This window comes from Rania fehmarnensis, assembly GCF_056494185.1.
In genome coordinates this window covers 7,667,841-7,691,273 of record NZ_CM151398.1, presented here as the reverse complement: position 1 = coordinate 7,691,273, position 23,433 = coordinate 7,667,841, and the positions used below count along the sequence as shown (strand labels likewise).

The window sequence follows — 23,433 nt, the reverse complement described above, 5'->3', positions numbered from 1 at the left end:
ACACCTCACACCTTACTGCTTACTACTTACACCTTACCGCTTACACCTTACCGCTTACACCTTACCGCTTACACCTTACCGCGTACCGCTTAAAACTCATGCCACGCACGATATTAGTAACTGGTGCTGCCGGGTTTATCGGCTTTCATTTCGCGCAGAGCTTATTGGCTCGCGGCGAACAGGTGGTCGGCTTGGATAATCTGAACAGTTACTATGATGTGCAACTGAAACGCGATCGTTTGGCGCAGTTGACTTCGCACCCGAATTTTCGTTTCGAGCAAATCGACTGTGCCGATCGCGCAGCCATGGATCAACTGTTCACCCAGGGACAGTTCGAGCGCGTGGTGCATCTGGCCGCTCAAGCCGGCGTGCGCTATTCGCTGACCAATCCGCACGCTTATATCGACAGCAATCTGGTCGGGTTCATCAACATCTTGGAAGGTTGTCGGCATCATGGTGTGGGGCACCTGTTGTATGCCAGCAGCAGCAGTGTATACGGTTCGAATAAATTGCAACCCTTTTCCGTACATCACAGCGTGGATCACCCGATCAGCTTGTACGCTGCAACCAAAAAAGCCAACGAGCTGATGGCGCACACGTACAGCCATCTGTATGATCTGCCGACGACAGGCCTGCGATTCTTTACCGTCTATGGGCCTTGGGGGCGACCCGACATGGCTTTGTACATTTTTACCAAAGCCATCAGCGAAGGTCGGCCGATCGACGTTTTCAATCATGGTCAGATGCGCCGCGATTTCACTTACGTAGCCGATATTGTCGAAGCTATGGCACGGTTGGTTGATACTTTGCCTCTGCCCGATCCAAACTTTGATTCACTGCATCCCGATCCTGGCACCAGCACATGTCGCTACCGCGTCTATAACATCGGCAACAATCAACCCGAACAGCTTGGCTACTTCATCGAGTTGATCGAAAAGCATTTAGGCAAAGCGGCCATCAAGAACATGCTGCCCATGCAAGCTGGTGACGTGATGGAGACTTACGCCGACACCAGCGCCCTGGAAGCAGCCATCGGCTTCAAACCCGCCACCAGTCTCGACAGTGGCATCGCCAGCTTCGTCCAGTGGTACAAGCAATACGTGACCTAGTGTGGCATAGGCTTCCAGCCTGTGTATCTGGTGTAGCATAGGCTTCCAGCCTGTGTCTTACTATGTACCTCTTTCCGACTCACCACGTCGCTTTGCGCTTGGAATCCCAGGATTCTCAGCGGGCTGGGAGTCCTATCTGGGTGGTCGGTACGTTAAAATAAGGAGAACACAGGCTGGAAGCCTATGCCACACCAGAGACACTGGCTGGAAGCCTATGCCACACTTGGCTGGAAGCCTATGCCACTAATGAGCCGACTATAATGCAATGCCTTCGCTACCGACTTGGTTTTTTGCTGCTTCTATGCTGCTCGCCTTTGCAGGCTGACGAGCCGTTGGCGGGGCATTCGATGCATGGCGAAGCCTTCAACGAAGGTCCGCGACAAGCGGCTTATTTGATGGAAGGCATGAGCAACATCCAGTTCGATGTTTCGACCAGCCAGGCTGAGGCTCGCAAGTTCTTCAATCAGGGCGTCGCCCAGCTGCACGGCTTCTGGTATTACGAAGCCGAGCGTTCGTTTCGCCAGGCGGCCAGCTTGGATCCCAATTGTGCCATGGCTTATTGGGGCATGGCCCTGGCCAACGTCAACAATGGCAAGCGCGCCAGTGCATTGGTTGCGAAAGCTGTGGAGCGCAAAGCCAATGCTTCACCACGCGAACAGATGTATATCGAAGCTGCCGAGCGCCGCTTCGGTAAACCCGACGTAGATAAAGACAAGGAAGCAGACAAAGAGTCTGACAAAGACAAAGACAAAGAGCCCAAGAAGCCGAGCAAGAAAGAGATCGCTGAAACTTATACTCGCGATCTGGAAGCGATCGTGCTGAAGTATCCCGAAGACATCGAGGCCAAAGCGCTCTTGGGTTTGCAGTTATGGGAAAACGATCGCCACGACTTGCCCATAGTCAGCCATGTCGCTATCAACGCTGTGCTGCAAGATGTTTTCGACAAGAACCCCATGCATCCGGCTCACCATTACCGCATTCACTTGTGGGACCGGAAAGACCCAGCTCAAGCGCTACCTAGCGCGGCTCTGTGTGGTCCCAGTTTGCCAGGCATTGCCCACATGTGGCACATGCCTGGTCATACCTATTCAAATCTCAACCGTTTTCAAGATGCGGTATGGCAGCAAGAGGCCTCGGCTCGCGTCGATCATGCGCACATGATGCGCGATCGCCTCATGCCCGATCAGATTCATAACTTTGCGCACAACAACGAATGGATGATCCGCAACTTGATCAAGATCGGGCGGGTCAAGGACGGGATCGACTTGGCTACGAACATGATTCAACTGCCACGTCATCCGAGCTTCAACACGCTCAACGGTGGCAGTGCCAAATATGGTCGCGAACGGCTGGTTCAAACGCTCAGCGCCTATCGACTCTGGTCACAAATGCTCGATGCTTATGCTGCCGGCCTGGTCGAACTGGGCGAGGAACCCAAGGATCAGATCGAATGGCTACGCCATCGCGGCATCGCCGAAGCCATGCTCGATCGATCCCCTGATGTGGCCAAGACGCTGACCGTACTCAAGGATCGTCTGACGGAAGTTGAACGCGAATTGAAGTCGATTGAAACCGAAGAGCGACCACCGCAGGTCGCCGCTCGACCCGACGAAGGCACCCCGCCGGCGCCCGATGATGTCAGCAATTCCACCGCCCCAACCTCAACCTCAGATTCAACTCCGGTTGCCACTCCCATAGCTACCGAGACGCCTGACAGCACCAACTCGGGGGCCAGCGGCGGGTGCTCCGATGAAGATCAACAGAAGGCCGAAGCCAACAAGCAGCGTCGCGAGAAAGAACGTAAAGAACGCAAAGAATCGCTCACGCCCCAGCGTGATAAGCTAGCCGAAGCCATTGCCGCCATCGAAGCCTCGCAGGCCGCTCAAGCTGGCCAGTGGGATAAAGCTCTCGAACTGTTCGACAAAGCAGGCGGTTGGGACAAGCTACTAAAAGTCGAATGGCTGGCCAAAGCCGACAAGCTCGACGAAGCCTTCAAGCTGGTTGAAAGCGAGATCAAAGACAATCCGGGGACTGTTTTGCCACGAGCGACCTCTGCCTTTATTCGTTGGCAGACCAGCGGCGCCAAAGCTGCCCGCGATGAATTTGAATTGTTGCGCGAAGCAGCTTGTGTGAGCGAACTATCGACGCCCATGTTCGCACGATTGGAACCGTTAGCCTCCTGGTTAGGATACGATCAGCAGTGGGCCAAACCATGTCGACCTGCCAGCGATATTGGACCGCGGCCCGACTTGGACAAACTTGGTCCGTTTCGTTATTCGCCCTATCGCGCCCCGGCCTGGCAAGCTCAAACGCGGAATTCGGAAACGGTCACTGCGGATAAATATGCCGGCAAACCGGTGATCGTGATCTTTTACTTGGGTTTTGGTTGTTTGCACTGCATGGAACAGCTGCATGAATTCTCGCCCGTTGCCGACAAGTTCCGCGAGGCTGGTATCGAACTGGTGGCCATCAGCAGCGAATCGATCGAAGCGTTAGCTCAAGGGCTCGAAAAGTATGACAAGCCTCTGAACATACCGTTGCTATCGGATGCCGAGTTGAAGGTTTTCAAAGACTATCGCTGCTTCGACGACTTCGAGAAACAACCATTGCACGGCACGTTCTTGATCGACGCTCAAGGCCAGGTGCTCTGGCAAGACATCGGTTTCGAACCCTTCAAAGACGACGAGTTCCTGCTGAAGGAATCACAGCGTTTATTGAAAGTGAGCTCGTAGGTTTTGCCTCCACCAAGCTTGTCTCGGTGGATGCACGACTGATTGGCTAGCCGAAGAAGTCGAGCTTCCACTGACACAAGGTCAGTGGAGGCCCCACGCGGCAGCTTTACAAGATTTCCGAGATTGGCGAGCTGGGTTCGACGCCCGTTAGGCGTTGATCCAGACCTTGGAACGAGAAGGTAAAGCGTTCGTGATTGACGCCCATGCACTTCAAGATGGTCGCGTTGAAGTCGTTAATGTTCACGGGCCGTTCGGTGATGTTGTACGAGAACTCATCGGTCTCGCCGACGATCGTACCACCTTTGATTCCACCACCGGCCATCCACATGGTAAAGCAGCGGGGATGATGATCGCGACCATAATTTTCGCGGGTCAGTCCGCCTTGGCAATAAACGGTGCGACCAAACTCTCCGCCCCAGACGACCAGCGTCGACTCGAGTAGTCCGCGTTGCTTCAAATCTTGCAGTAGTGCAGCGGTGGCTTGGTCCACATCTTGGCACTGCGCGGGCAAGTCGCCGGAAATGTTGCCGTGCTGATCCCAGCCGCGATGCAAAATCTGTACGACGCGCACGCCACGCTCCACCAGTCGCCTCGCTAGCAGGGCACTGGCAGCATAGGTGCCAGGCGTCTTCACATCATCGCCATACATGGCCAGCGTATCAGCCGATTCGCTTTGCCAGTTGACCAGGTCTGGGACGCTGTGCTGCATACGGAAGGCCATCTCGTACTGAGCGATACGCGTTTGAATCTCGGGGTCGCCCAGTTCGCTGAATCGCTTTTGATTGAGTTGATTGATCGTATCCAGCATGGCTCGACGATCTTCCGAAGAAACGCCCGGCGGATTCTGTAAGTAAAGTACAGGATCACCGGCGCTGCGCAGCGCCACGCCGCTAAAACGCGTGGGCAAGAAACCACTGCTCCACATACGCGTAAACAAGGCTTGAGCCGGCGCTTTGGCCGACCAAGTAGGAGTCAACACAACGAACGCGGGTAAGTTCTGACTTTCACTACCCAATCCATAAGCCAGCCAACTTCCCAAACTGGCTTTGCCCGGTACTTCGCTGCCGGTCATCACAAAGGTGCAGGCCGGATCGTGATTGATGGCGTTGGTGAAAACGCTCTTCACGACTGCGATCTCGTCGACCATCTTGGCGGTATGTGGCAGAAGTTCACTCACCCAGCGTCCGCACTGTCCATGCTGGGCAAATTTGTATTTGCTCGGAGCTACAGGCAAACGCTTTTGACCACTGGTCATCGTGGTAATACGTTGGCCTTGTCGAATCGAGTCCGGCAGATCTTTGTCGAACTGCTCGCTCAATTGTGGCTTGTAGTCCCACATATCGATTTGCGAAGGACCACCATTCATGTGCAGATAGATAATCGATTTGGCTTTGGGAGCAAAATGCGGCAAGCCTGGCATCGGCGGATGCACACGAGCTTCTTCAGCCCGCGCAGTTGCATCCAGCGACATCAATCCCGCGGCACCTAGTGCTAATCCGCCAAGTCGCAAACCAGATCGACCGAAGAACTGCCGTCGAGTCTGCAAGAGCTCAAATTCAAGTCGAGGATCCATAGCACACATTCTGCGGGTGGGAGGTGGGAGGTTAGGTAGCCACCGCTGCCAAGCGGTGGATTTCGCCGCCAGTCTAGTCCACCGTCTGGCGACGGTGGCTACCCAGGGCACCAGCGGTTTAGTTCAGTTCGATGATTGCGTTGCGGATGACGATGATGGATGCGATGGCGATGCACACCAGGCCCAGGGTGTAAGCGATATTGATGATCGACCACCACACCTTCTCTTTGCGCGTAAATACCGGGCTGTACCACAGCAGCGGTAGCCCAATAGCGCCGGTCACACCAAAGAGAATGGCGAACACCAACGGTCGACTGGACTTAATGCCATCTTGAGGAGGTTGTCCGGGTTGGCTGACGATCGGTGGTAGTTCGTTCGACATTATGCAGGGCAACTTTTGCCAAATGAACTCTTACTTTTTCTTGTCGGCAGTTTTCTTTTTGTCGTTGTCTTTACCGTCTTTGTCTTTACTGGACCTGCCTTTGTCATCATCGTCTTTGCCGCGAGTTTGTCGGGTGCGTTTGTTGGCAAGGACTTCTGGTTGAGTCAACTTCTTGGCGGCTTTGATCGTGATCTGCTCGGCCATGACGATGGCCGGCTGAGCGGGATTGCGCAGACCGGAGACGGTGACATCATCGCCTTTCACAGCCAGGCTGAGCGCGGTTTGCAATTCATTCGCTGTCACCAAGATCTGACAATCGGGCGCCAGTTCCAATTGCATGGGCTGACCTGCGATTACCAAAATCATATTGTCTTGCATGTTGGTCAACTGGCCAACGACTCGATAGGCTTTTCCACCACCGACAGCCGAGGCATCTTTCTTGCTGTCCTTTTTAGTTGTCGCATCTTTCTTGGTGGTGTCTTTCTTAGCCGTGTCTTTATTAGCGGAGTCTGTATCTTTCTTCAGTTGCTCTTTCTTGTCGCGCGTGGCGGGTGCTTTGTTGTTAGCGCCATTAAATAAGTTCTTGGCACCAGCTGGCGGTTCTTTGCCTTCTTGATAGACACCTGGAGTTTGTTCGCGCATCTGTTCCGGCGACAAGCGGCGCGTCATTACAGGTGTGAAGACTTCGAGGGTCTTCAGTGGCGCTGTTGGTTTGCCGGCAGCATCGAAGTTAGCCGTGAAGCGTACAGAGACTCCTGGCGAGAGCCACTTCGCGTCAGCTTCGGCCGTGTAGGCGATCACGGTCAGCGGCCCAGACTGTAAGAAGATTTCCTTCTTGTCGGCGGTGCCCAGCTTAATGACCCCTTGCTGCATGGCTTCCAGCTTGCCTTCGACCTTGGCAATTTCCATTGCCCCGCCTGTATTATTCAAGCCATCAGTCGGCTTGGCAGCCGCTGCCGCATTGCGCTTGGAATCAGTCTGGCTATTGTTCTTGTCGGGCTTGGTGGCAGTGTCCGGCTTGGGCTTTTGCGCCCAAGCGACCTGGTCAGTCGGCAGCGGCCATATGCTCAAGCATCCAACCACGATCCAAGCCCAAACACCAGTAATAGGGTTAGTCCCTAAACGCATGGTATATCTTCCTTCGGTAAACGGCCCAGCAGCGGCAGGCGAACACCCTTAATTATAGCAGATACCCACTCGAAACCGAATGCATTGGTCCCGGATTACTCAGCCGTGGGCGTTAGCCGGCATTAGCCCCGGCTGTTGAACGCTGAGCATAATCGCTGCCCTATCCTTGCCTGCGTTTAAGCGACGCAGGCGGAGCCTGCAATGCATTGGGTTACCAGGCAGAGCCTGGTAACCAGTTTGGCGGTGTTTGACCGTAGGCTATCCAGCGCTGCGTTGTGCCGTCCAAAACCAAAATGCCTAATATGGCTCCCAAGGGTAAAACCGATGGCGATTGGGAAAGCCAATCATCGATTGTCTGGCGCGTAAACTCAAAGCCGCTTGGAGCTTGCTCCAGCAGCGTCACCAGCAACTCTTCAGCGGTCGATTGAGCAAATAGCACTAGAAACAAGTGCTTGGGCCAGCCAGCTTCGACCTGCAGCATCCACGACGCGTCACCCACTTGGATTGGAACCGGAACCGATGGTTGCCCAGGAAACTGGCTGTCGACCATCACCAGCCACATGGACTGGGCTTTCCCTAGCATATCAACGAGCATACCAATGAGATCGTCCGGCAGCTGGCCGCTGCGCTTAGCAGTCGCCACCACCGATTCCGGCCGCGCCGCCGCGGGGTTCCCATCGACGGGCGTGACTGGCTCTGATGTAGTGGGCTGGGATGCTGTTGGCTCTTGTGGTTGTAATTGGGAGGCGACGGCCGCTGGCTTGGCTGCAACCGGTGGTGGTTCGAGTTCGCCAACCGGATCGTGGTCGGGGGAGGGCCAAGGGCTAATACGCGGATCGTTGGTGTACAAAATCTGGTACGCACAGCCGTCGTAGCTCAATGTATCTCCGTTGCTCAACTCCGCTTGATTGGTTGGCAGGTCGTTCACCGTCAGCTCCACAGAACTATCGGCGGTCCACACCCGGCAGTGGCGATCGGTCCAGTCCAGCACGATGCCAGGTGGATGAGCTTCCTGAGTGCGATGCGTTAGCCATAGCGAGCTACCTTGCTTGATGCATATCGTCGCCTGGGCGGGAGGCAGGGCCACCAGCCACATATGGTCCAGTTGATCGCCGGGCTCTTGCCAATGACTACGGTGGGTATCGCCGGTTGAGGTCAAGGGCTGCGTGTCGACTGGTCCCGATTCAGAATTGGAGTTTGTTTGACGAAAGAATTCACTTTTAGGTGATAGTGGACTAACGGTCTCCAGCGGCAAGAAGTTGATATTGAACTTAGTAACGCCGGCGGTGATGACATCACCGGGACTGAGAATTGCGCGCTCAACCGGTTGCGCATTGAGGAAGGTGCCATTGGAACTGCGGGCATCGACAATCTCCCACTGTTCACCTTGGCCGGAGATGACGAAATGCAAGCCTGACATTAAATCGTCTTCGGGAAAAATCCAGTCCGACCGATCCGTTCGGCCTACAGAGATCTTTTCGCCGGGCATGACTTTCCGCAACGTCGAATGGCTGCCTTGAACTTCCAGAATCGTATCCAGCGAACTGGTGGACTCGCGTGAGCTGGAGGACTCACGCACCACGGCCGGTTTGGGTTTGATCCGATTGCGGGCGTCGATTTCAATGCGTGTTTGTCCCAGCGAAAGCTCGTCCTCTGGCCCGGCCACGCCACTGTTGGCTCGACGACCGTTCAGGAACGTCCCGTTGGTACTGCCTTCATCTTGAAAGTGGACCTGGGCTTGTTCACCTACCAAAGTCAAATGAAAACTGGACATCTGGCCATCGTCGGGAAAACGCAAATCGCCTTGCTCACGCCCTAGTGAAACAGATTGACCGGGCTCCAGGGTGTAGCTCAATTGTCTGCCACTGGGCAAAACCAGTATTTTTAGTTCGATCATGCAAATGTGCCCAACGTCGGACCATGTAAAGACTTACGACCCGCCTAGTATAGCGTTTTTGTCTATTGAGCGACTCACCGCTGCGACAGTCTCGCGATTCCGGAACTGCCCTGGCAGAGCAGGCCTTTGGTGTGGCTTGGAAGTTAGTCGAAAAAAATCGTGGAATCCAGGCAACTAGTTGGCATGTCCAGCGAGAACTGTAGTGTCGGGCAAACGAACACAGCAACACTCAAGTAAAAGGAAACGAATCATGGCAGCTTACATCAAGTTTGATGGCATCGACGGTGAAGTAGTAGAAAAAGATCATGACAAGTGGACCGAGCTGAGCTCGTTCTCCAATGGCGCTCACAAAGGTGGTGGGGGCAACACCGGTTCGCAGCGCGTGGCTGGCGTAACGATTTTCGAAGACATTCGCGCTTCGAAGAACTCGGACAAGACCACTCCCAAGCTGCTCAAGGCGATGGCTGAAGGCAAGTCATTCCCGAAGGTTCAGATTCACGTGACGACCACGACCGATTCCGGTCCACAAGTGATCGTGGCCTATGAACTGAAAGACGTGTACGTCACTTCGTATGACATCTCCAGCCACGGTGAAGGTCGTCCTGGCGAGAACATGACGCTCAACTACGAAGAGATCAAGATCGAGTACTTCCCAGTGGATTCCAAGGGCAAGAAGGGCGGCGGAATCGACTTCGCTTGGAACGTGCCCAAGGGCAAGACTGCCTAGTGCGGGCGGTTGGGTTAAGAAATATATATCAAGGCGAATGCGTGGGGGAGCCGGGTGGCCCCCACGCATTTTTTCGTTGGGAGTACGGCTGAGCCTCCACTGAACTTGCGTCTTCCACTGAGTCAAGGTCGACACAAACCTAGTGGCAAAGCCAGGCATTTTAATAGTGCCCGCAAGTGGTTCGGGATGTCCCGAATAAAATTCAGCGAATTGAAGCAACCAAACAGCCTGACCGACGAGAACTGTAGTGTCGGGCAAACGAATACAGTAGTACTCAAGCAAAAGGAAACGAATCATGGCAGCTTACATCAAGTTTGATGGCATCGACGGTGAAGTAGTAGAAAAAGATCACGACAAGTGGACCGAGCTGAGCTCGTTCTCCAATGGCGCTCACAAAGGTGGTGGGGGCAACACCGGTTCGCAGCGCGTGGCTGGCGTGACGATTTTCGAAGACATTCGCGCTTCGAAGAACTCGGACAAGACGACGCCTAAGCTGCTCAAGGCGATGGCTGAAGGCAAGTCATTCCCGAAGGTTCAGATCCACGTGACGACCACGACCGATTCCGGTCCACAAGTGATCATGGCTTATGAGCTAAAGGACGTGTACGTCACTTCGTATGACATCTCCAGCCACGGCGAAGGTCGTCCTGGCGAGAACATGACGCTCAACTACGAAGAGATCAAGATCGAGTACTTCCCAGTGGATTCCAAGGGCAAGAAGGGCGGCGGTGTCGACTTCGCTTGGAGCGTGCCCAAGGGCAAGACTGCCTAGTATCGCGGCGGCCGAAACCGCGGCATGAAGCCCACGCAGGCGCAGAGGATTATCGCTCGCGCCTGCTCGACCTGGGGCTTGGGATGTTTAATAATTCAGCCAAGCTCCGATGGCTTGGCTTTTTTTGCGTTACGAACTTGGGACTCTTCGGTCATGACAAAGCGACTACTTGAACTCGAACCGACTAGTCTGTTTGGTGAAGAAGCGGTGTTAACTTCTTTGTCGGGGCGCGAGCAACTGGCTCAGCCGTTTGATTTCACGCTGACGATCGTCTCACGCAAAGACAAGCTCAAACCCGAAGACGTAATCGGCCAGCCGCTGGCCGTGCGGATCAATCGCGACGAGGCCGAGCCTCGCTATGTGCACGGATACATCAACAGCTTTGCTGCCAGCAACACAGTTGCGACCGAGTCGGACTTGAAGGTCTGGCGCATTTATCGTGTGCGGATCGTACCCTGGCTGTGGTTCATGTCGCGGGCGTCGCGTTGTTTTGTCTATCTGCCAGAGAAAGCAGAAAAGTCGATTCAAGATGTATTGGATGAAGTGATCAAGCGAGTCAAGTCGTACGGTCACGTCGATCCGACGATCGAGCCTGGCAACGCCAAAGTGCTTGGCAAGCGTAAGGTCGAGCACTGCGTGCAGTATCGCGAAACCGACTTGAACTTTTTATCGCGTACGCTCGAGAAATTTGGCGTCTACTATTACTTCAAGTTCGACCCGGGTTCACACACCGTGGTGTTGTCGGACCAGGTTGATTATCCCAACGCGCCAGAAGCTGAAGTGCGATTCCCGAACAGTCCTGATATTCAGGCTTACGAGGACGTGATCACCAGCTGGGAACACGCTTACGAGTTCGTCACTGGCAAGTACGAACAAACGGACTACGACTTCGTGAATCCTTCGACCGACTTAAAGGTCAACTCGCAAAAGCACAGTTCGATTACGCTCAACAACAATGATGCGTACGAGCACTACGATTATCCAGGCGAATACGTCAACAAGGATGACGGTGAGTCTGAGGCGGCAGTGCGTCTGGAGGAGGAAGAATCGCGATTCAATACGGTGTTTGGTTCGAGTACCTGTCGTTCGTTTTCTCCGGGCTACTGTTTTAAGCTAGCCGAGCATTTGAATTGTCCGGATGAGAAGGGCAAGTCGTACCTGCTGACCTCGGTGAACCACTCGGCCTCGCAGCCTGGCCCGCATACTTCGGATGTGCAGGGTGCGGTTTACACGAACAGCTTTACGTGTATACCCAAGGAGAGCCAATTCCGACCGATGCGCACGACGCCGCAGCCCCTGGTCTCTGGCGTGCAGACTGCCGAAGTAGTTGGTCCAGCGGGCGAGGAAATTTACACCGATGAATATGGTCGCGTGAAGGTGCAGTTCCACTGGGACCGTGAAGGCAAGAAGGACGAGAACACCAGTTGCTGGATTCGAGTCAGCCAGGTTCACGCCGGCAAAAGTTTCGGTGGCATCGACATTCCCCGCGTGGGCGAAGAAGTGGTGGTTTCATTCCTGGAAGGCGACCTCGACCGCCCCTTAATCACCGGCCGCGTCTACCACAAAGAGTCCATGCCCCCCTTCGGTCTGCCCGCCGCCAAAACCATCAGCGGCATCAAAACCAAGACCTACAAGGGCAAAGGCTACAACGAGATGTCCATGGATGACACTCCTGGTAAAGAGTTAGTCAACATTCATGCCCAGTACGATATGGCAACTACTGTTGAACATGATGACACACAGACGGTTCACAACGATCGTACGATTACCGTCGATGGTACGCACACAGAAACTGTTAAGGGTGCCACGAAAATTACCATCACAGAGGGCACTTACGATCACAGAGTGGCGGCCAATAAAGCCAGTTATCATGTTGAAGGGGCATTGGCAGAGACCTATAACTCAACGCAGGACACGACCGTCAAAAGCAATATCACGATCAAGTCGACGGCCGGAGAAATCTTGATTGATGCTGCCAACAAGATCACCTTGCATACCGGCAGCAGCAAATTGGTAATGACAGCCAGCGGTGACATTACGTTGGAAGGGCTGAACGTCACGGTAAAAGGTGCTACAACTGCGACAGTTCAAGGTGGCATAGTCCATTCTTACGCCGATTCGCAACACGAGACCAAAGGGGCTATCGTCCTATCTGAAGGCAGCGCTACCAATACCGTCAAGGGTGGCATGGTCATGCTCAATCCTTAAGATGCAAAGCAAGCGTGCCCCAATGGCCACAATGTCACAATCACTCAATGGGCAGGTCGAACTGGTTACCAGTATGACCCAGCCAAGCTCTACCTACGTCGCTGTATTGGTCAAGCGAACTTATGATTTGAAGCCTGGGGCGGCCGCAACACGCAGTGCTCAAGATACACCGCTTCATAAAGTCGACATCTACTACGATGAAGGCGATCCGCTGACATCGACAGTTGCGTTCGAGTCGGATATGTCAGCCTTGCGCCGCGGTACGGATGTAGTCGTAGTTGGCTCGATCTATGCGCCGGGTGGCAAGCCCGTTGAACGTATGACCGCGAGCGTAACGGTAGGTGAGCGAACCAAGAAACTACTTGTGTGGGGAAATCGAACAGCCCATTACAATCCCGGGGGGCTGCCTCGCTATTCAGAGCCCGAAGCCTTTGTGAGCTTGCCGTTGCGATACGAGTTGGCATACGGTGGGCGGGATGAAAAGAGTGATCCTCAAATTCCGTTTTGGTATCCACGCAATGATATGGGTAAAGGGGTTGTACTTGGTAGCCATCGCGAAGTAATTGAAGGTTTGGCGCTACCCAATATCGAGAATCCCGAAGATCAGTTAACACCTGAACGTTTATCGATTGGTGATCCATGGAACTGGCACCGGCAACCGTTGCCTCAAGGATTTGGTTGGCGGCAAAGAAACTGGTTTCCTCGGTGCGCATTCGTTGGCGCCTGTCCGCCTTTCCTGCACGTGGGTACGACGACAGTCGAAGAACAGATGGGAATTTTGCCGCCGGACTACGTATCGCAAGCGATTCAATCGCGATTGGCTCCGGACGTAAGGTTGTTGGGCAATGGCGCGTCGCTTGGTATGTCTATTGAGCATCTACCTTCCGACTGTCCGATGCGACTGGATGGGTTGACGCAGGATCGCACACTGGAATTTTCACTTCCTGGCGACTGCCCTGAAATTGCCTTGGATGTGGGACGTGGCCTGCAGCCATTAGAGGCAAGCCTTAACTCGATCTGTATTCGCCCCAATGATGGACTGCTTGATATGGTTTGGGCGGGGATCTATGAAATCGGTACTGTCCGTGAGTGGTCCAATGTAGCTCGACTACAAGCGGAGGTACTCTGAAATGAGTTCTGTTGTCGAGATGGACCAAATGCCGGCGGAGGCGACAGGACAGTATACGGTCTTGCCTGGTCAGCGGCCCAATGGTCAACCGATATTGAGCGTGCTGCTGAAGCGCAGCTATCGTCTAACCAGTAGCGGGATGGCCGAGCGAGCCGACGAGGATGCGCCACTCAACTCGGGTGATCAATTTTGGGACTCGCCCTTAAACTCCTCTGTTAAGTTCGAGAGCGATTTTGTGCCCTTCAAACTCGCAACTGATCTTGTCATACAAGCGACTGCCTATTCGCCAGGTGCTCAACCGTGTCATAAGCTGATTGCGGCAGTTCAAGTTGGAGATATTCGCAAAGAAGTTTTAGTCATAGGCGATCGGCGAGCTCTTTACGTGCCTGGGGCTCCTCCACGTTTTACGGATCCCAATCCGTTTGTGCAGATGGAGCTCAAGTACGAACGATCTTACGGCGGCTGCGATGTACGCTCCTTCAAATCGGTTCCTCACCCCTATCCTCGAAATTTCGTCGGCCGTGGATTCGTCATAGCTAATCAGCGCGATGCGGTTGATCAATTACCATTGCCCAACTTGGAACAGCCAAGTCAGCGCCTGACGCCGGAGAACTTGTGCGTTGGTGAATTTCGAAATTGGGAGAAGCAGCCGATACCCAGTGGCTTCGGCTGGTTCAACAAAAATTGGATGCCGCGCGCGGGGTGGGCCGGTATTATGCCAGGTGATCGCCAGCACGAGCAGGAAATGCGCAAAGCTTACACGCTTTTGGTGCCGCCGGAGCAGCGTGAAGCGTATGGCAAGACGCAGTTGAAAGATATGGACTTTAGATTTTTCAGTGGTGCATCACCTGGACTGTCTGTGCCTTTTCTGGTTGGAGGCGAGCGCGTGCGCACTGAATTTCTGACGCCTGAAGGTACATTCGAGTTCGCCTTGCCTGCGGATAGTCCAACTATTGGGCTCGACATCGGCAAAGGCCCTGAGGTGGCTGAGGTCGTTATGCACACCGTCGCGATCGACTTGCATGAGCGTTCCATCGACTTGGTTTGGCGCGGGGCCATCGACTACCCTGGTCTCGACTGGCTTCCACAGATGCAGAAGATGCAAGTGATCGTGCGATGAGTGGACCATCACCTGCAATACCATCGATGCGTAAGATCATGCTGCGAGCAGTTGCGCTTCCCATAGTGATGTTGCTTCTCTTCGGAGGCTTCCACGCGATGAATCGATGGGGCTTAGATCTGCAGTCTGCCACGGGAACCGTTGAAGACAAACAGCAGTTCGAAGGTGGCACCAGCTACAGCACGCGGATCATCGCAGGCCGCGCTTGGGTGCAATCAGCCGACAACGGCTGTGTGAATTCAATTGTGGTTAAAACGGATCAGGGATCACTCGCCGGCTATGTATCCACCGAAAAGTATGAGTTGCTGGAGGTTGGGGATGTTGTCAAAGTTTCGTTTCATAAAACGCGATTGACCGGTGGACTGGAAGTTGTCGATATCTCGAAACCAGAGCTATAAGCGAGCCTAGCATGTTGTGGCCAGCAGCCAAAATGGGTGATACGATCGTGGGTTTGGATCTGCACACAATCCTGGTACCGCCTTCGCCGGTACCGATCCCGATGGTACCGCATCCGTATTTCGGAAGCGTGTTCTTGTGGTTGACACCTGCCTGGCCTGGCAAGATCAACACTTTGATTAACGGTATGCCGGCGGCTACTTCGGGGGCGATGGGTTACAGTTGTCATCCCTTAGGATTGCCTGTTCCTCCGACTGCGATGAACATGTTGTATTGGCGGCGGCATCTGTTGAACATTCCCAAGCAGCTTATGCTCGTCGCCTTGACGATGTTAGCCAACATGGCGATCGCAGGCATATCGTCCCTGTTTGTCACGCCCGATTCAGCGGCGGGTAGATTTCTTAAAGATGTGACTGGGGTGGATACCTCAAGCCGCAAGGCGACATGGGAGTCGATCAAAGGGAGTTTTTCTGCGTATACGCAATGGATGACCTGGGTCAAATTGCTGATTCCTCCGATACCGTATCCAGGTGCGCAAGGTTCGGTGGCGATTGGTAGTCCCAACGTCACGGTCAACGGAGGTCCTCTGGCATTTGTCGCCCCGCTGATGGCTACTTCTTGCAGTGAATTACCGATTGTGCCCAACGCAGCCACGATAGGATTCAGCAACGTGCTGGTAGGTGTGAGCCTGGCCGACATGGCCCGAGCTCTTGCAGTCAACGCCGCACAGGGTGCAGTGTCTGCCGGAGTTGCTGCGGGAGTAGACAGAGTAGGTCGCCGCGGCGGGCAACATCGTTGTGCTTGATAGGATTGGGTGAATAGATGAAGCCATCACATTGCAATTATTCACAAAACTGGCAGCTTGTTGGTGATCCGGTGGATACACTTACAGGCGCAGTCGTCGATCGAATGCTCGACTTTCGACTCATTGGACCGATCGATTTGCGGTGGGAAAGGCACTATGACAGCTCACGCTGCAATCAGTTGTATAGTCTTGGCAGAGGTTGCGCAACGGAATTTGAAAAATGTTTGTACATGGACGGCCGACATGTACGCTATCAGCATGCATTCTTGAGCTTGATAAATTTTGAGCTGCCGGCACAAGTGGGTGGTCAGTCGGCAAGTGGTGGTTACGTACTGACTCGCTTAGCCAACGATAAGTTTCGACTATCAGGATATGCTCAGCCAGAAATGGAATTTGAGTGCAATGGCCAGAGATCAATTGCAACACTGAGTAAATTGCTGGAGCGTGGGCATTCTGTAAGCTTTGTCTATGACCAACAGAATCACTTGCAATCAATTGTAGATTCGACAGGAACTTCGTTGACAGTGAACGAGAATTCGTCGGGGCAGATTTTAGAAGTCTACTTGGACGGGACCGTCGACGATCCAAAACAATTGTTGGTTGCCTATGAATATGATGCTCTGGGAAATCTGCTTGGTACACGAAATTCCGCTGGCACAGGATATTCATTTGCCTATGATCGAGATAACCGGCTCATAACTCGTCGAGGCCGAAAGGGATTTAGCTTTCAGTACAGATACGATACACAGGGTCGATGTGTATTCTCATCTGGCGACGAAGGGCTGTTTGAGATTTCGCTAGATTACGTATTGCCTGGACGCGTTACCCGCTTGACTCGCGGCGATGGCGGCGTCTGGCATTACAAATTCTCACCGCAAGGGGCGTTAACTGAGATTATTGATCCGCTTGGTGGGACACAACGATTTGTGCGCGATCTCACAGGCAAGTTGGCAATGCAGATCGACGCAAACCAAAATGTTTCTCGTTATGAGTACGATGCAGCTGGGGCTGTGATTGCGCGTTTCTGTCCGCTGGGATTCCGAATTGCGCTACCGGAAGATGACTCGTTTGCAGACGCACGTGAGTATCGGGTAGCCTCAAATGCTCTTGAATATGAAAACGGCGTATTGATGGATACGTCACAAGTCACGTTACCGACGGTTGGTTTTATTCGCACGTTGCAGTTTCGGGATTTGGTAAAGTCTTGCATAGTCACTAAGGCGGAGAATTCAGGCCTGGTCGCGCAGAAACGCGACTATCGAGTTTTGCCACTAAATTCAGCCTGGTGGCCGTCACCCAATGACGGGCGAGTCTTCAATAGAAGCGGCCAGCTGATTGCTCAATGGGATCAAGAAGGCAAAAAACGCACCTGGAACTACGATCGATCCGGTAATGTCGCTGAACATGTAGATTTTGATGGCCAACGCTGGAGCCATGAATATGGTAAGTGGCACTTGTTGAGAGGGGTGAGCAATCCACTCGGCGCCACGGACAGATTCAACTATACAGCCTTTGAAAAACTCTCGTCTGCCATAGATGCGCTTGGCACCAAGAGTGAGTACGCGTATGACTTAGGTGACCATTTGACGGAGGTGCGACGCGGCGGTGCCGTACGCGATCGATATACCCGAGACTCGGTTGGCAATTTGACAGGCAAATATGCAGCAGACGGACGTCAACTATTGACGATAGAAATCGGTCCAGGAAATCTGGTAACTAAAAAGTTGCTAGCGAGCGGTGACCAACACGAATTTGCCTACGATAAAAACGGGCGTTGTGTAAAGGCATCCACAATGGAAGATCCTATAGAGATGGCCTACGACCGCTTTGGAAATCGAGCAACTGAAGTTCGAAAAGGGAGTGAGATTGAAGCCGAGTTTCTTGGAGTTGATCGCTTTCTAAAGGTGACACTGTTTAAGCGATACCAGATTCAGTATCAGTGGAGGGGTAATGCGCTGGTGGTCCTAGACCCAACGGGACAAGAGCACTCTATCGAGTTTTTGGGGCATGGCATTGTTCGCCGTAACTTTAGTAATGGCACACGGGAGACTTCACAATATGATAACCGGGGGCGTTGTCGATTTAAGTCACTAGATCGTCCTGTGAAACGTCCATGGATCCGTAAGTTTCAGTGGTCTGGTGAGAGCCGTCTATTGAAGGTTGAGGATAACTTACGAGGCGACGTCGATGCAAAGTACGATGCTGCTCATCGCCTCATCAGTAGATCGCGATCTTCAGGCGAAGAATTCTATGAAGTCGACAATGCTTGCAACGTTCTTTCACAGCCTGGATTAGTGGTCGAGAAAGTACACTGCAACCAACTGGCTTCGGCAAACGGAACTGAATTCACGTACAACGATAGGCAAAACATGGAGTCTCGCAGGAGCGCCGACTCCTATACAAACTACATTTACGACAGTCGTGATCAACTGGTGAAGGCACTAGTCGATGACGACGAATGGTGTGCTACTTATGATGCCTTGGGGCGTCGCACTAAACGTACATGGAAACGCGATGTCACTCAATTTATTTGGTATCGCGACCAGCTAGTAGCCGAGGTTAGTGCTGACGGACGACTCCGTCTGTACGTTTATTCTAATCCATTGGCCCTAGTTCCGCTAATGTTTTTGGACTACCCCTCGGTCTCGTCTGACCCGCTAAACTGTCAAAAGTTTTTTGTTTTTAGCGATCAAATTGGTACCCCAATACTAGTTGAAAGGGCGGATCACCGAGATGTTTGGGAGGCGGATGTTCAGCCCTATGGGCGAGCCGTTGTCAGTGACCAGAGTGAAATTGAGTTTAACCTCCGATTTCCCGGTCATTACTACGATGCTGCTCTCGAGCTCAATTACAATCGTTTCCGATACTATGACCCGACCCTGGCAAGGTACATTCAATCTGACCCCTGGGGTATCAGCGGCGGCATGAATGTATACGCCTATCGTCCAAACCCATTAGCAAACGTCGATACTCGCGGGTTAGGCGAAGGAAACGACGAAAACTGTACTCAACCCAAAGAAGACGGACCTGACGCTGAGAATGCCGTAGCATCGTCACGCGGTAGCGGCTCGACTCGGTTGAATGATGATCAACTTCAGGGTGCAGCCGATGCTATCCACAACGCAATTCCGGGCGAGAAGGCGCGTAGCCTGCAGACTACTTGTGTTACGCAAGGTGTCGACCGTGATGGAAACGTTGTCCATACGGTCACAAGCAGCAACGGTAAGTTGACGCAAGAGCAAGTTGCCGTTGCCCAACAAACTCTGGGCCCAGATGTTCGATTGCCAAGTGAAGAGGCCAGGTTCAGAAGAGATCAACAACCTGGTGCAGGAAATCACGCAGAGCAACGTGGTATTCGCGCGACTGAAGGGCAAACTCAACGAACACAGGCTTCGAGTTCCGGAGCTGGGCACGGTGGGGCAGCGTGTCAGTGCTGCTGTCCGGCCCAACAGGCTGCGGGCGTAAATAATGTAACAGGGGCTCAACCGCCCAATGGAACAGGACGTATTCGATAGTGAGAACCGTCAACATGGTAAAGGTGCTGGATCTGAACAGTTCATTGTGGAGCTCACTCGAGGTCTGGGAGGGCTCTGCTGCTCATATTCCATCCTTGATCAAGAGCATCGAAGGAAAATCTGAGCTGGACTATAGGCAAGATCTTCAGACACTTGGAGAGATGATCTTTCAGCAGTTCACTCCGTCTGCGGCGGCCTATGCAGTTGTTCCCCATTTGGTTAACTTCGGTCAAAAGCTTAATCTTAGCGATAGAAGAAGTTTGCATTTTCTAATCGGGTGTATTGCTTGCACGTCTGATCGTAGTGACGCGCGATTGTCGCCCGATATGGCCGAAAACTTCGCTAACGCTCTTGCGGAGGCAGAATCTGATTTCATTAACGTATTCTTAGCAAGTGACTACGAGGTCGAGGACTGTTACTACGCCATACTTGGTTGCTTTGGCGTAGCGAGGCATGGGATTCGCGCGCTCCTGATAGATAACTTCGTGCCAGTAGCAAAAGCTGATTCCATTGTTTGTTGTCCTACCTGCGATATAGAACTCAAAGTGTTTATTGATGACGCTGGATTAAAGGCAGTTCCTTTGGAATTCGCTCGTCAAGAAATACCGAAGATTGCAAGTAAGCTTGAATCAGCCACGCTTGACTATCAAGAAGCTCGTTCTCCAAATCCATGGATGCCAGTGGCAGAAGCCCTCAGGCAAATTGAAAGCTCGGAAGGGCTACCGAAGAGCCATCTTGATGTCGCCGCGAATTTAGCGGTTCAAGGTGTTAGACCGAACTCTTCCATTTCTGCTGCGTTTTCGTTAATTGGAGCAATGTTTGCGCTCAAAGGATTCGTTCCGTCAGCATATCGCTATTTTCATGCAAGCGACCAGCTTGACTGCCCGGCGTGCCATAATCGGTTGTTATTTGCCCAAGCATGGCTGAAGTCAAACACTCCAACATAAGTCTTCACCTTGGCCGCGTCGAAATTAACCTGCCTGCCCAAATCGACGCGAACCAGATCGCTATCCCCACGCCTAACAGTAATGCCCAGCCCGTTAGCCATCCGGCTATTTGAGTCAGGCTGCCCAGCAGCGAAACACAGAAGGTATTCCAATAAAGGCGAGTCTGACTATGGCTGCGGCCATACTCCGTGCGCTCATTTTCATCTAACTCCACCAACATGCTCGAGATAGTCGACTGCGGTAACGGGCGGAGCGATGTAACCACATTTCTGAATACCTCTGTGTCGACCTTAGCTTGTCGACAAAGTTCGATCGTATTCTGGCACCAGCGAAAAATGATGCGCGAATCCTGGTACAGCCAAAATGCCACTGCCGGTAGCAGCATGCTGAGCAAGGTTAAAGTCACGAACTGACGGATAATAGACAGCCATAACAGACTTGCCACGCACGTCAGGCTCACAAATACCACCAGATTTCGATACGCAGTGGCCCGGGCTCTAATCGTTTCCAGCGTGCCATCTATGGCTAGTCGAATCGGAGGATCGTTCATGCCACAATCATAGCTAATAAATGGGCCACCGGAGAGCCACGATCTTGTACAAGGTTAACAGAATGCCGCAGACTCTGCCGTCCTCGAATCCCTACGATGAAGTTCCTTATCCCGCACACGCCTTTCCGCAAACGCATCCACGGCACTTGGAAACGTTGGCTTTATTGCTGGCACTGGAACCGCCAGACTCTCGCTGTTGCCGGGTGCTCGAACTCGGCTGTAGCGATGGTGGTAACCTGATACCCATAGCCGTGGGTAATCAAGAAAGCCAATTCATCGGCATCGATGCCTCAGAAAAGCAAATCGAGCTGGGCGAGCATCGCATAGCACGCCTGAAAGTGTCGAATATAAAGCTGATTCACGGCTCGATTGAAGCGATTGATGAATCATGGGGACAATTCGATTACATTCTGTGTCATGGGGTGTTTTCCTGGGTCTCCACCGCTATGCAGGCTAGTATCCTGCGAACCATCAACCAGCGACTGACCGATAACGGGGTTGCCTATATCAGCTACAACACTCATCCCGGTTGGCATGGACGAAGCGTTATTCGACATATGATGCAGTTTCATGTCGAGCGTTATTCTGAAGATTCGTCAGCCGAGCGTATTGCCCGCGCTCGAGGTTTACTGGAATTTCTAACCAGAGCGACATCTGTTCAGACCGGCGCTTATGGCCAGCTCCTTCGCGAGAATCTGACTTTACTAAATCAACTCTCCGATGCTTACCTGTTTCACGAGCATCTCGAGGAACACAATCAACCATTTTGGTTCCTCGACTTTTGTCAATCGCTCAGTCAATATGAGTTGAGATACTTAGCCGAAGCCGACTTTGCCAGCATGTTTGCCACGGCTGAGTTTTCCCAGGATGTCCAAGACGAGTTGGCAAAGCTCGCTCCCGGATTGCTTGAAAAGGAACAGTACCTCGACTTCTTGCGCAATAGGTGTTTTCGTCAATCGCTGATATGTCGCAGCCATCTTCGGCCCAATTACCAAATTCAAGCCAAGCAGCTCTACCGACTTTCCGTCGGTTCGTGTTTGAAGGCTCCCGAGGGCGTTGATCTGCGACACGATGTACCTCAAGTATTTACGAGCTGCGGAAAACTCGTTTTGACCACTCCTCTACCTATATTCAAGGCAGCCCTGTCAGTGCTTCAAGACGTGTGGCCTATGTCGCTACCATTCAACAAACTCTTGAGTCAGTCGATCGAGAAACTATCCGCTGCAAATGTATCGCTCGATGCGGAAGAAAGTCGTCGCCAACTTTCCAAATCTCTGCTGACGACCTACTCATCAACAGGGCGCATGCTCGTAGATCTCACGTTGCACCCTCCAGAGTTTAGCACTCAAACTGAAGGTACATGCCTGGGCAGTTGCTACGCTCGACTGCAAGCAGCCAATGCGAACTGTGTTACCAACCTGCGGCATGAAGCTACTATCTTGACAGATGTCGAGCGTCAGCTGCTCATTCAATGTGATGGTCGCGATGCCCAGACGTTGATCTCCGACTTCCAACGAACGACAACCATTAACTCCCACGAAGTGTCAGAGGCGCTGACGCGACTTGCCCGTTATGCCCTCCTGGTGAAGGTATAAACTAGGGCGAGGCTCTAGCGCAGTTCCTGCGCCCTTGACTTAAGTTGCACACGCTGCCACACGCTGCCACACGCTGCCACACGCTGCCACACGCTGCCACTCTTGGCACGGCAGCTGCTGTTTCATTCATACGTTTGATCCAATGCGTCGGCGGGTCGACTGTATAACCACTCCAGCTGTGACCCAGTGCGCCAGCACTCGGATTGATCAGCCACCTAAATATTGTGGGAGAAGTATCATGCATAACCGTTTCGCTATTCTTACGCTATCGGCCTTGATGATTCCGTCTGTCATCTCTGTGGGCCACGCGCAACGCGCTGTCGTTCACTACACCACAGCCGATGTGCCGGAATATGTGGGTGAGTACGTGCGTGCCCCGCGCTCTGCTCGGGATCTCGATAGGGATGGAGTGGTCGAATCAGCCACCGTTGTTCGTACGCCTGCAGTAGGATCCATTCCGACAGGTAGTCTTGATCGGGTGACGTTCGTAGGGCCGGGTAATCCGCAGGCGATTGCTCCTACTCCCCAAGGCTTGAACGCTGATGAGCGGAAATCGGCTACTGGTACTATCGATCGAATTAATATTGCTCGCGTTCAAGGCGTGGATACTCTACTGGTTCGTGTGAACACCAGTATCAATCGACCCGGCACGCTAGTGGATCTTGGTCCAGTAGAACGCTGGCCGGCAGGTACGATCCGTCTGCGCGATGTAGTGTCCGCTTCGGGTCCGACACTCGATGTAGGCGATCGTTCGGTCATCGTGGCTGATCGCGCTGCCTTGAATACCAATCCCGAATTTGTGATCCCGCGAATAGAACTGTAATTCGTGACTACACTATGCTTCTGCA

18 protein-coding genes are annotated in these 23,433 nt (G+C 53.0%); 13 read left to right on the top strand and 5 right to left on the bottom strand.

The window, feature by feature from the left end:
* Window positions 1-98: 98 nt before the first annotated feature.
* Both SH573x_RS26205 and SH573x_RS26200 read left to right on the top strand, forming a co-directional pair.
* The gene (locus tag SH573x_RS26205; RefSeq protein ID WP_479351011.1) at window positions 99-1,109 is read left to right on the top strand and encodes an NAD-dependent epimerase; all 1,011 of its coding nucleotides are present in this window, start codon (window positions 99-101) and stop codon (window positions 1,107-1,109) included.
* A 260-nt stretch (window positions 1,110-1,369) separates the two neighbouring features.
* Entirely contained in the window at window positions 1,370-3,841 is a 2,472-nt protein-coding gene (locus SH573x_RS26200; protein ID WP_479351010.1) for a peroxiredoxin family protein, read from the top strand.
* Window positions 3,842-3,947: 106 nt separating this feature from the next.
* Here the strand turns inward: SH573x_RS26200 and SH573x_RS26195 are convergent, their stop codons facing one another.
* From SH573x_RS26195 to SH573x_RS26180, 4 genes are all read right to left on the bottom strand, one after another.
* A complete protein-coding gene (locus SH573x_RS26195; protein WP_479351009.1) occupies window positions 3,948-5,414 on the bottom strand; it encodes a DUF1501 domain-containing protein in 1,467 nt (488 codons plus the stop codon).
* Window positions 5,415-5,532: 118 nt separating this feature from the next.
* Window positions 5,533-5,796, bottom strand: a complete 264-nt coding sequence (locus SH573x_RS26190; protein WP_479351008.1) for a hypothetical protein — start codon at window positions 5,794-5,796, stop codon at window positions 5,533-5,535.
* 30 nt (window positions 5,797-5,826) lie between these two features.
* Window positions 5,827-6,924 carry a hypothetical protein gene (locus SH573x_RS26185; RefSeq protein ID WP_479351007.1) on the bottom strand — a complete coding sequence of 366 codons (1,098 nt, stop codon included), beginning with the start codon at window positions 6,922-6,924 and terminating at the stop codon, window positions 5,827-5,829.
* 211 nt (window positions 6,925-7,135) lie between these two features.
* Window positions 7,136-8,821, bottom strand: coding sequence for an FHA domain-containing protein (locus tag SH573x_RS26180; protein WP_479351006.1), 1,686 nt, complete (start codon window positions 8,819-8,821; stop codon window positions 7,136-7,138).
* A gap of 250 nt (window positions 8,822-9,071) precedes the next feature.
* On the opposite strand from SH573x_RS26180, the gene SH573x_RS26175 reads away from it, so the two are divergent.
* From SH573x_RS26175 to SH573x_RS26135, 9 genes are all read left to right on the top strand, one after another.
* Window positions 9,072-9,548, top strand: coding sequence for an Hcp family type VI secretion system effector (locus SH573x_RS26175; RefSeq protein ID WP_479351005.1), 477 nt, complete (start codon window positions 9,072-9,074; stop codon window positions 9,546-9,548).
* A gap of 295 nt (window positions 9,549-9,843) precedes the next feature.
* A complete protein-coding gene (locus SH573x_RS26170; protein WP_479351004.1) occupies window positions 9,844-10,320 on the top strand; it encodes an Hcp family type VI secretion system effector in 477 nt (158 codons plus the stop codon).
* 153 nt (window positions 10,321-10,473) lie between these two features.
* Window positions 10,474-12,528 carry a type VI secretion system Vgr family protein gene (locus SH573x_RS26165; RefSeq protein WP_479351003.1) on the top strand — a complete coding sequence of 685 codons (2,055 nt, stop codon included), beginning with the start codon at window positions 10,474-10,476 and terminating at the stop codon, window positions 12,526-12,528.
* A 22-nt stretch (window positions 12,529-12,550) separates the two neighbouring features.
* Window positions 12,551-13,657, top strand: a complete 1,107-nt coding sequence (locus SH573x_RS26160) for a DUF2169 family type VI secretion system accessory protein (protein ID WP_479351002.1) — start codon at window positions 12,551-12,553, stop codon at window positions 13,655-13,657.
* A 1-nt stretch (window position 13,658) separates the two neighbouring features.
* Window positions 13,659-14,777, top strand: a complete 1,119-nt coding sequence (locus SH573x_RS26155) for a DUF2169 family type VI secretion system accessory protein (RefSeq protein WP_479351001.1) — start codon at window positions 13,659-13,661, stop codon at window positions 14,775-14,777.
* 98 nt (window positions 14,778-14,875) lie between these two features.
* Window positions 14,876-15,175 carry a hypothetical protein gene (locus SH573x_RS26150; protein WP_479351000.1) on the top strand — a complete coding sequence of 100 codons (300 nt, stop codon included), beginning with the start codon at window positions 14,876-14,878 and terminating at the stop codon, window positions 15,173-15,175.
* An 11-nt stretch (window positions 15,176-15,186) separates the two neighbouring features.
* Complete coding sequence (locus tag SH573x_RS26145; protein ID WP_479350999.1) at window positions 15,187-15,978, top strand: PAAR domain-containing protein; 792 nt, start codon at window positions 15,187-15,189, stop codon at window positions 15,976-15,978.
* A gap of 17 nt (window positions 15,979-15,995) precedes the next feature.
* Window positions 15,996-19,493: an RHS repeat-associated core domain-containing protein gene (locus SH573x_RS26140; protein ID WP_479350998.1), complete on the top strand. Its 3,498-nt coding sequence runs from the start codon at window positions 15,996-15,998 to the stop codon at window positions 19,491-19,493.
* A 14-nt stretch (window positions 19,494-19,507) separates the two neighbouring features.
* Window positions 19,508-20,440, top strand: a complete 933-nt coding sequence (locus SH573x_RS26135; RefSeq protein WP_479350997.1) for a hypothetical protein — start codon at window positions 19,508-19,510, stop codon at window positions 20,438-20,440.
* A 4-nt stretch (window positions 20,441-20,444) separates the two neighbouring features.
* Here SH573x_RS26135 and SH573x_RS26130 read toward each other — a convergent pair whose 3' ends face one another.
* Entirely contained in the window at window positions 20,445-20,990 is a 546-nt protein-coding gene (locus SH573x_RS26130; protein WP_479350996.1) for a hypothetical protein, read from the bottom strand.
* A 62-nt stretch (window positions 20,991-21,052) separates the two neighbouring features.
* On the opposite strand from SH573x_RS26130, the gene SH573x_RS26125 reads away from it, so the two are divergent.
* Both SH573x_RS26125 and SH573x_RS26120 read left to right on the top strand, forming a co-directional pair.
* Window positions 21,053-22,585, top strand: coding sequence for a class I SAM-dependent methyltransferase (locus tag SH573x_RS26125; RefSeq protein ID WP_479350995.1), 1,533 nt, complete (start codon window positions 21,053-21,055; stop codon window positions 22,583-22,585).
* 238 nt (window positions 22,586-22,823) lie between these two features.
* Window positions 22,824-23,408 (top strand): hypothetical protein, encoded by a 585-nt coding sequence (locus tag SH573x_RS26120; protein WP_479350994.1) that lies wholly within the window; start codon window positions 22,824-22,826, stop codon window positions 23,406-23,408.
* The last annotated feature ends 25 nt before the right edge of the window (window positions 23,409-23,433 follow it).

Excerpts from the sequence above, each read along its gene's own strand:
- SH573x_RS26205 (WP_479351011.1), top strand. The coding sequence starts at position 99 with ATGCCACGCACGATATTAGTAACTGGTGCTGCCGGGTTTATCGGCTTT.
- SH573x_RS26200 (WP_479351010.1), top strand. The coding sequence starts at position 1,370 with ATGCAATGCCTTCGCTACCGACTTGGTTTTTTGCTGCTTCTATGCTGC.
- SH573x_RS26195 (WP_479351009.1), bottom strand. The coding sequence starts at position 5,414 with ATGGATCCTCGACTTGAATTTGAGCTCTTGCAGACTCGACGGCAGTTC.
- SH573x_RS26190 (WP_479351008.1), bottom strand. The coding sequence starts at position 5,796 with ATGTCGAACGAACTACCACCGATCGTCAGCCAACCCGGACAACCTCCT.
- SH573x_RS26185 (WP_479351007.1), bottom strand. The coding sequence starts at position 6,924 with ATGCGTTTAGGGACTAACCCTATTACTGGTGTTTGGGCTTGGATCGTG.
- SH573x_RS26180 (WP_479351006.1), bottom strand. The coding sequence starts at position 8,821 with ATGATCGAACTAAAAATACTGGTTTTGCCCAGTGGCAGACAATTGAGC.
- SH573x_RS26175 (WP_479351005.1), top strand. The coding sequence starts at position 9,072 with ATGGCAGCTTACATCAAGTTTGATGGCATCGACGGTGAAGTAGTAGAA.
- SH573x_RS26170 (WP_479351004.1), top strand. The coding sequence starts at position 9,844 with ATGGCAGCTTACATCAAGTTTGATGGCATCGACGGTGAAGTAGTAGAA.
- SH573x_RS26165 (WP_479351003.1), top strand. The coding sequence starts at position 10,474 with ATGACAAAGCGACTACTTGAACTCGAACCGACTAGTCTGTTTGGTGAA.
- SH573x_RS26160 (WP_479351002.1), top strand. The coding sequence starts at position 12,551 with ATGGCCACAATGTCACAATCACTCAATGGGCAGGTCGAACTGGTTACC.
- SH573x_RS26155 (WP_479351001.1), top strand. The coding sequence starts at position 13,659 with ATGAGTTCTGTTGTCGAGATGGACCAAATGCCGGCGGAGGCGACAGGA.
- SH573x_RS26150 (WP_479351000.1), top strand. The coding sequence starts at position 14,876 with ATGAATCGATGGGGCTTAGATCTGCAGTCTGCCACGGGAACCGTTGAA.
- SH573x_RS26145 (WP_479350999.1), top strand. The coding sequence starts at position 15,187 with ATGTTGTGGCCAGCAGCCAAAATGGGTGATACGATCGTGGGTTTGGAT.
- SH573x_RS26140 (WP_479350998.1), top strand. The coding sequence starts at position 15,996 with ATGAAGCCATCACATTGCAATTATTCACAAAACTGGCAGCTTGTTGGT.
- SH573x_RS26135 (WP_479350997.1), top strand. The coding sequence starts at position 19,508 with ATGGTAAAGGTGCTGGATCTGAACAGTTCATTGTGGAGCTCACTCGAG.
- SH573x_RS26130 (WP_479350996.1), bottom strand. The coding sequence starts at position 20,990 with ATGAACGATCCTCCGATTCGACTAGCCATAGATGGCACGCTGGAAACG.
- SH573x_RS26125 (WP_479350995.1), top strand. The coding sequence starts at position 21,053 with ATGCCGCAGACTCTGCCGTCCTCGAATCCCTACGATGAAGTTCCTTAT.
- SH573x_RS26120 (WP_479350994.1), top strand. The coding sequence starts at position 22,824 with ATGCATAACCGTTTCGCTATTCTTACGCTATCGGCCTTGATGATTCCG.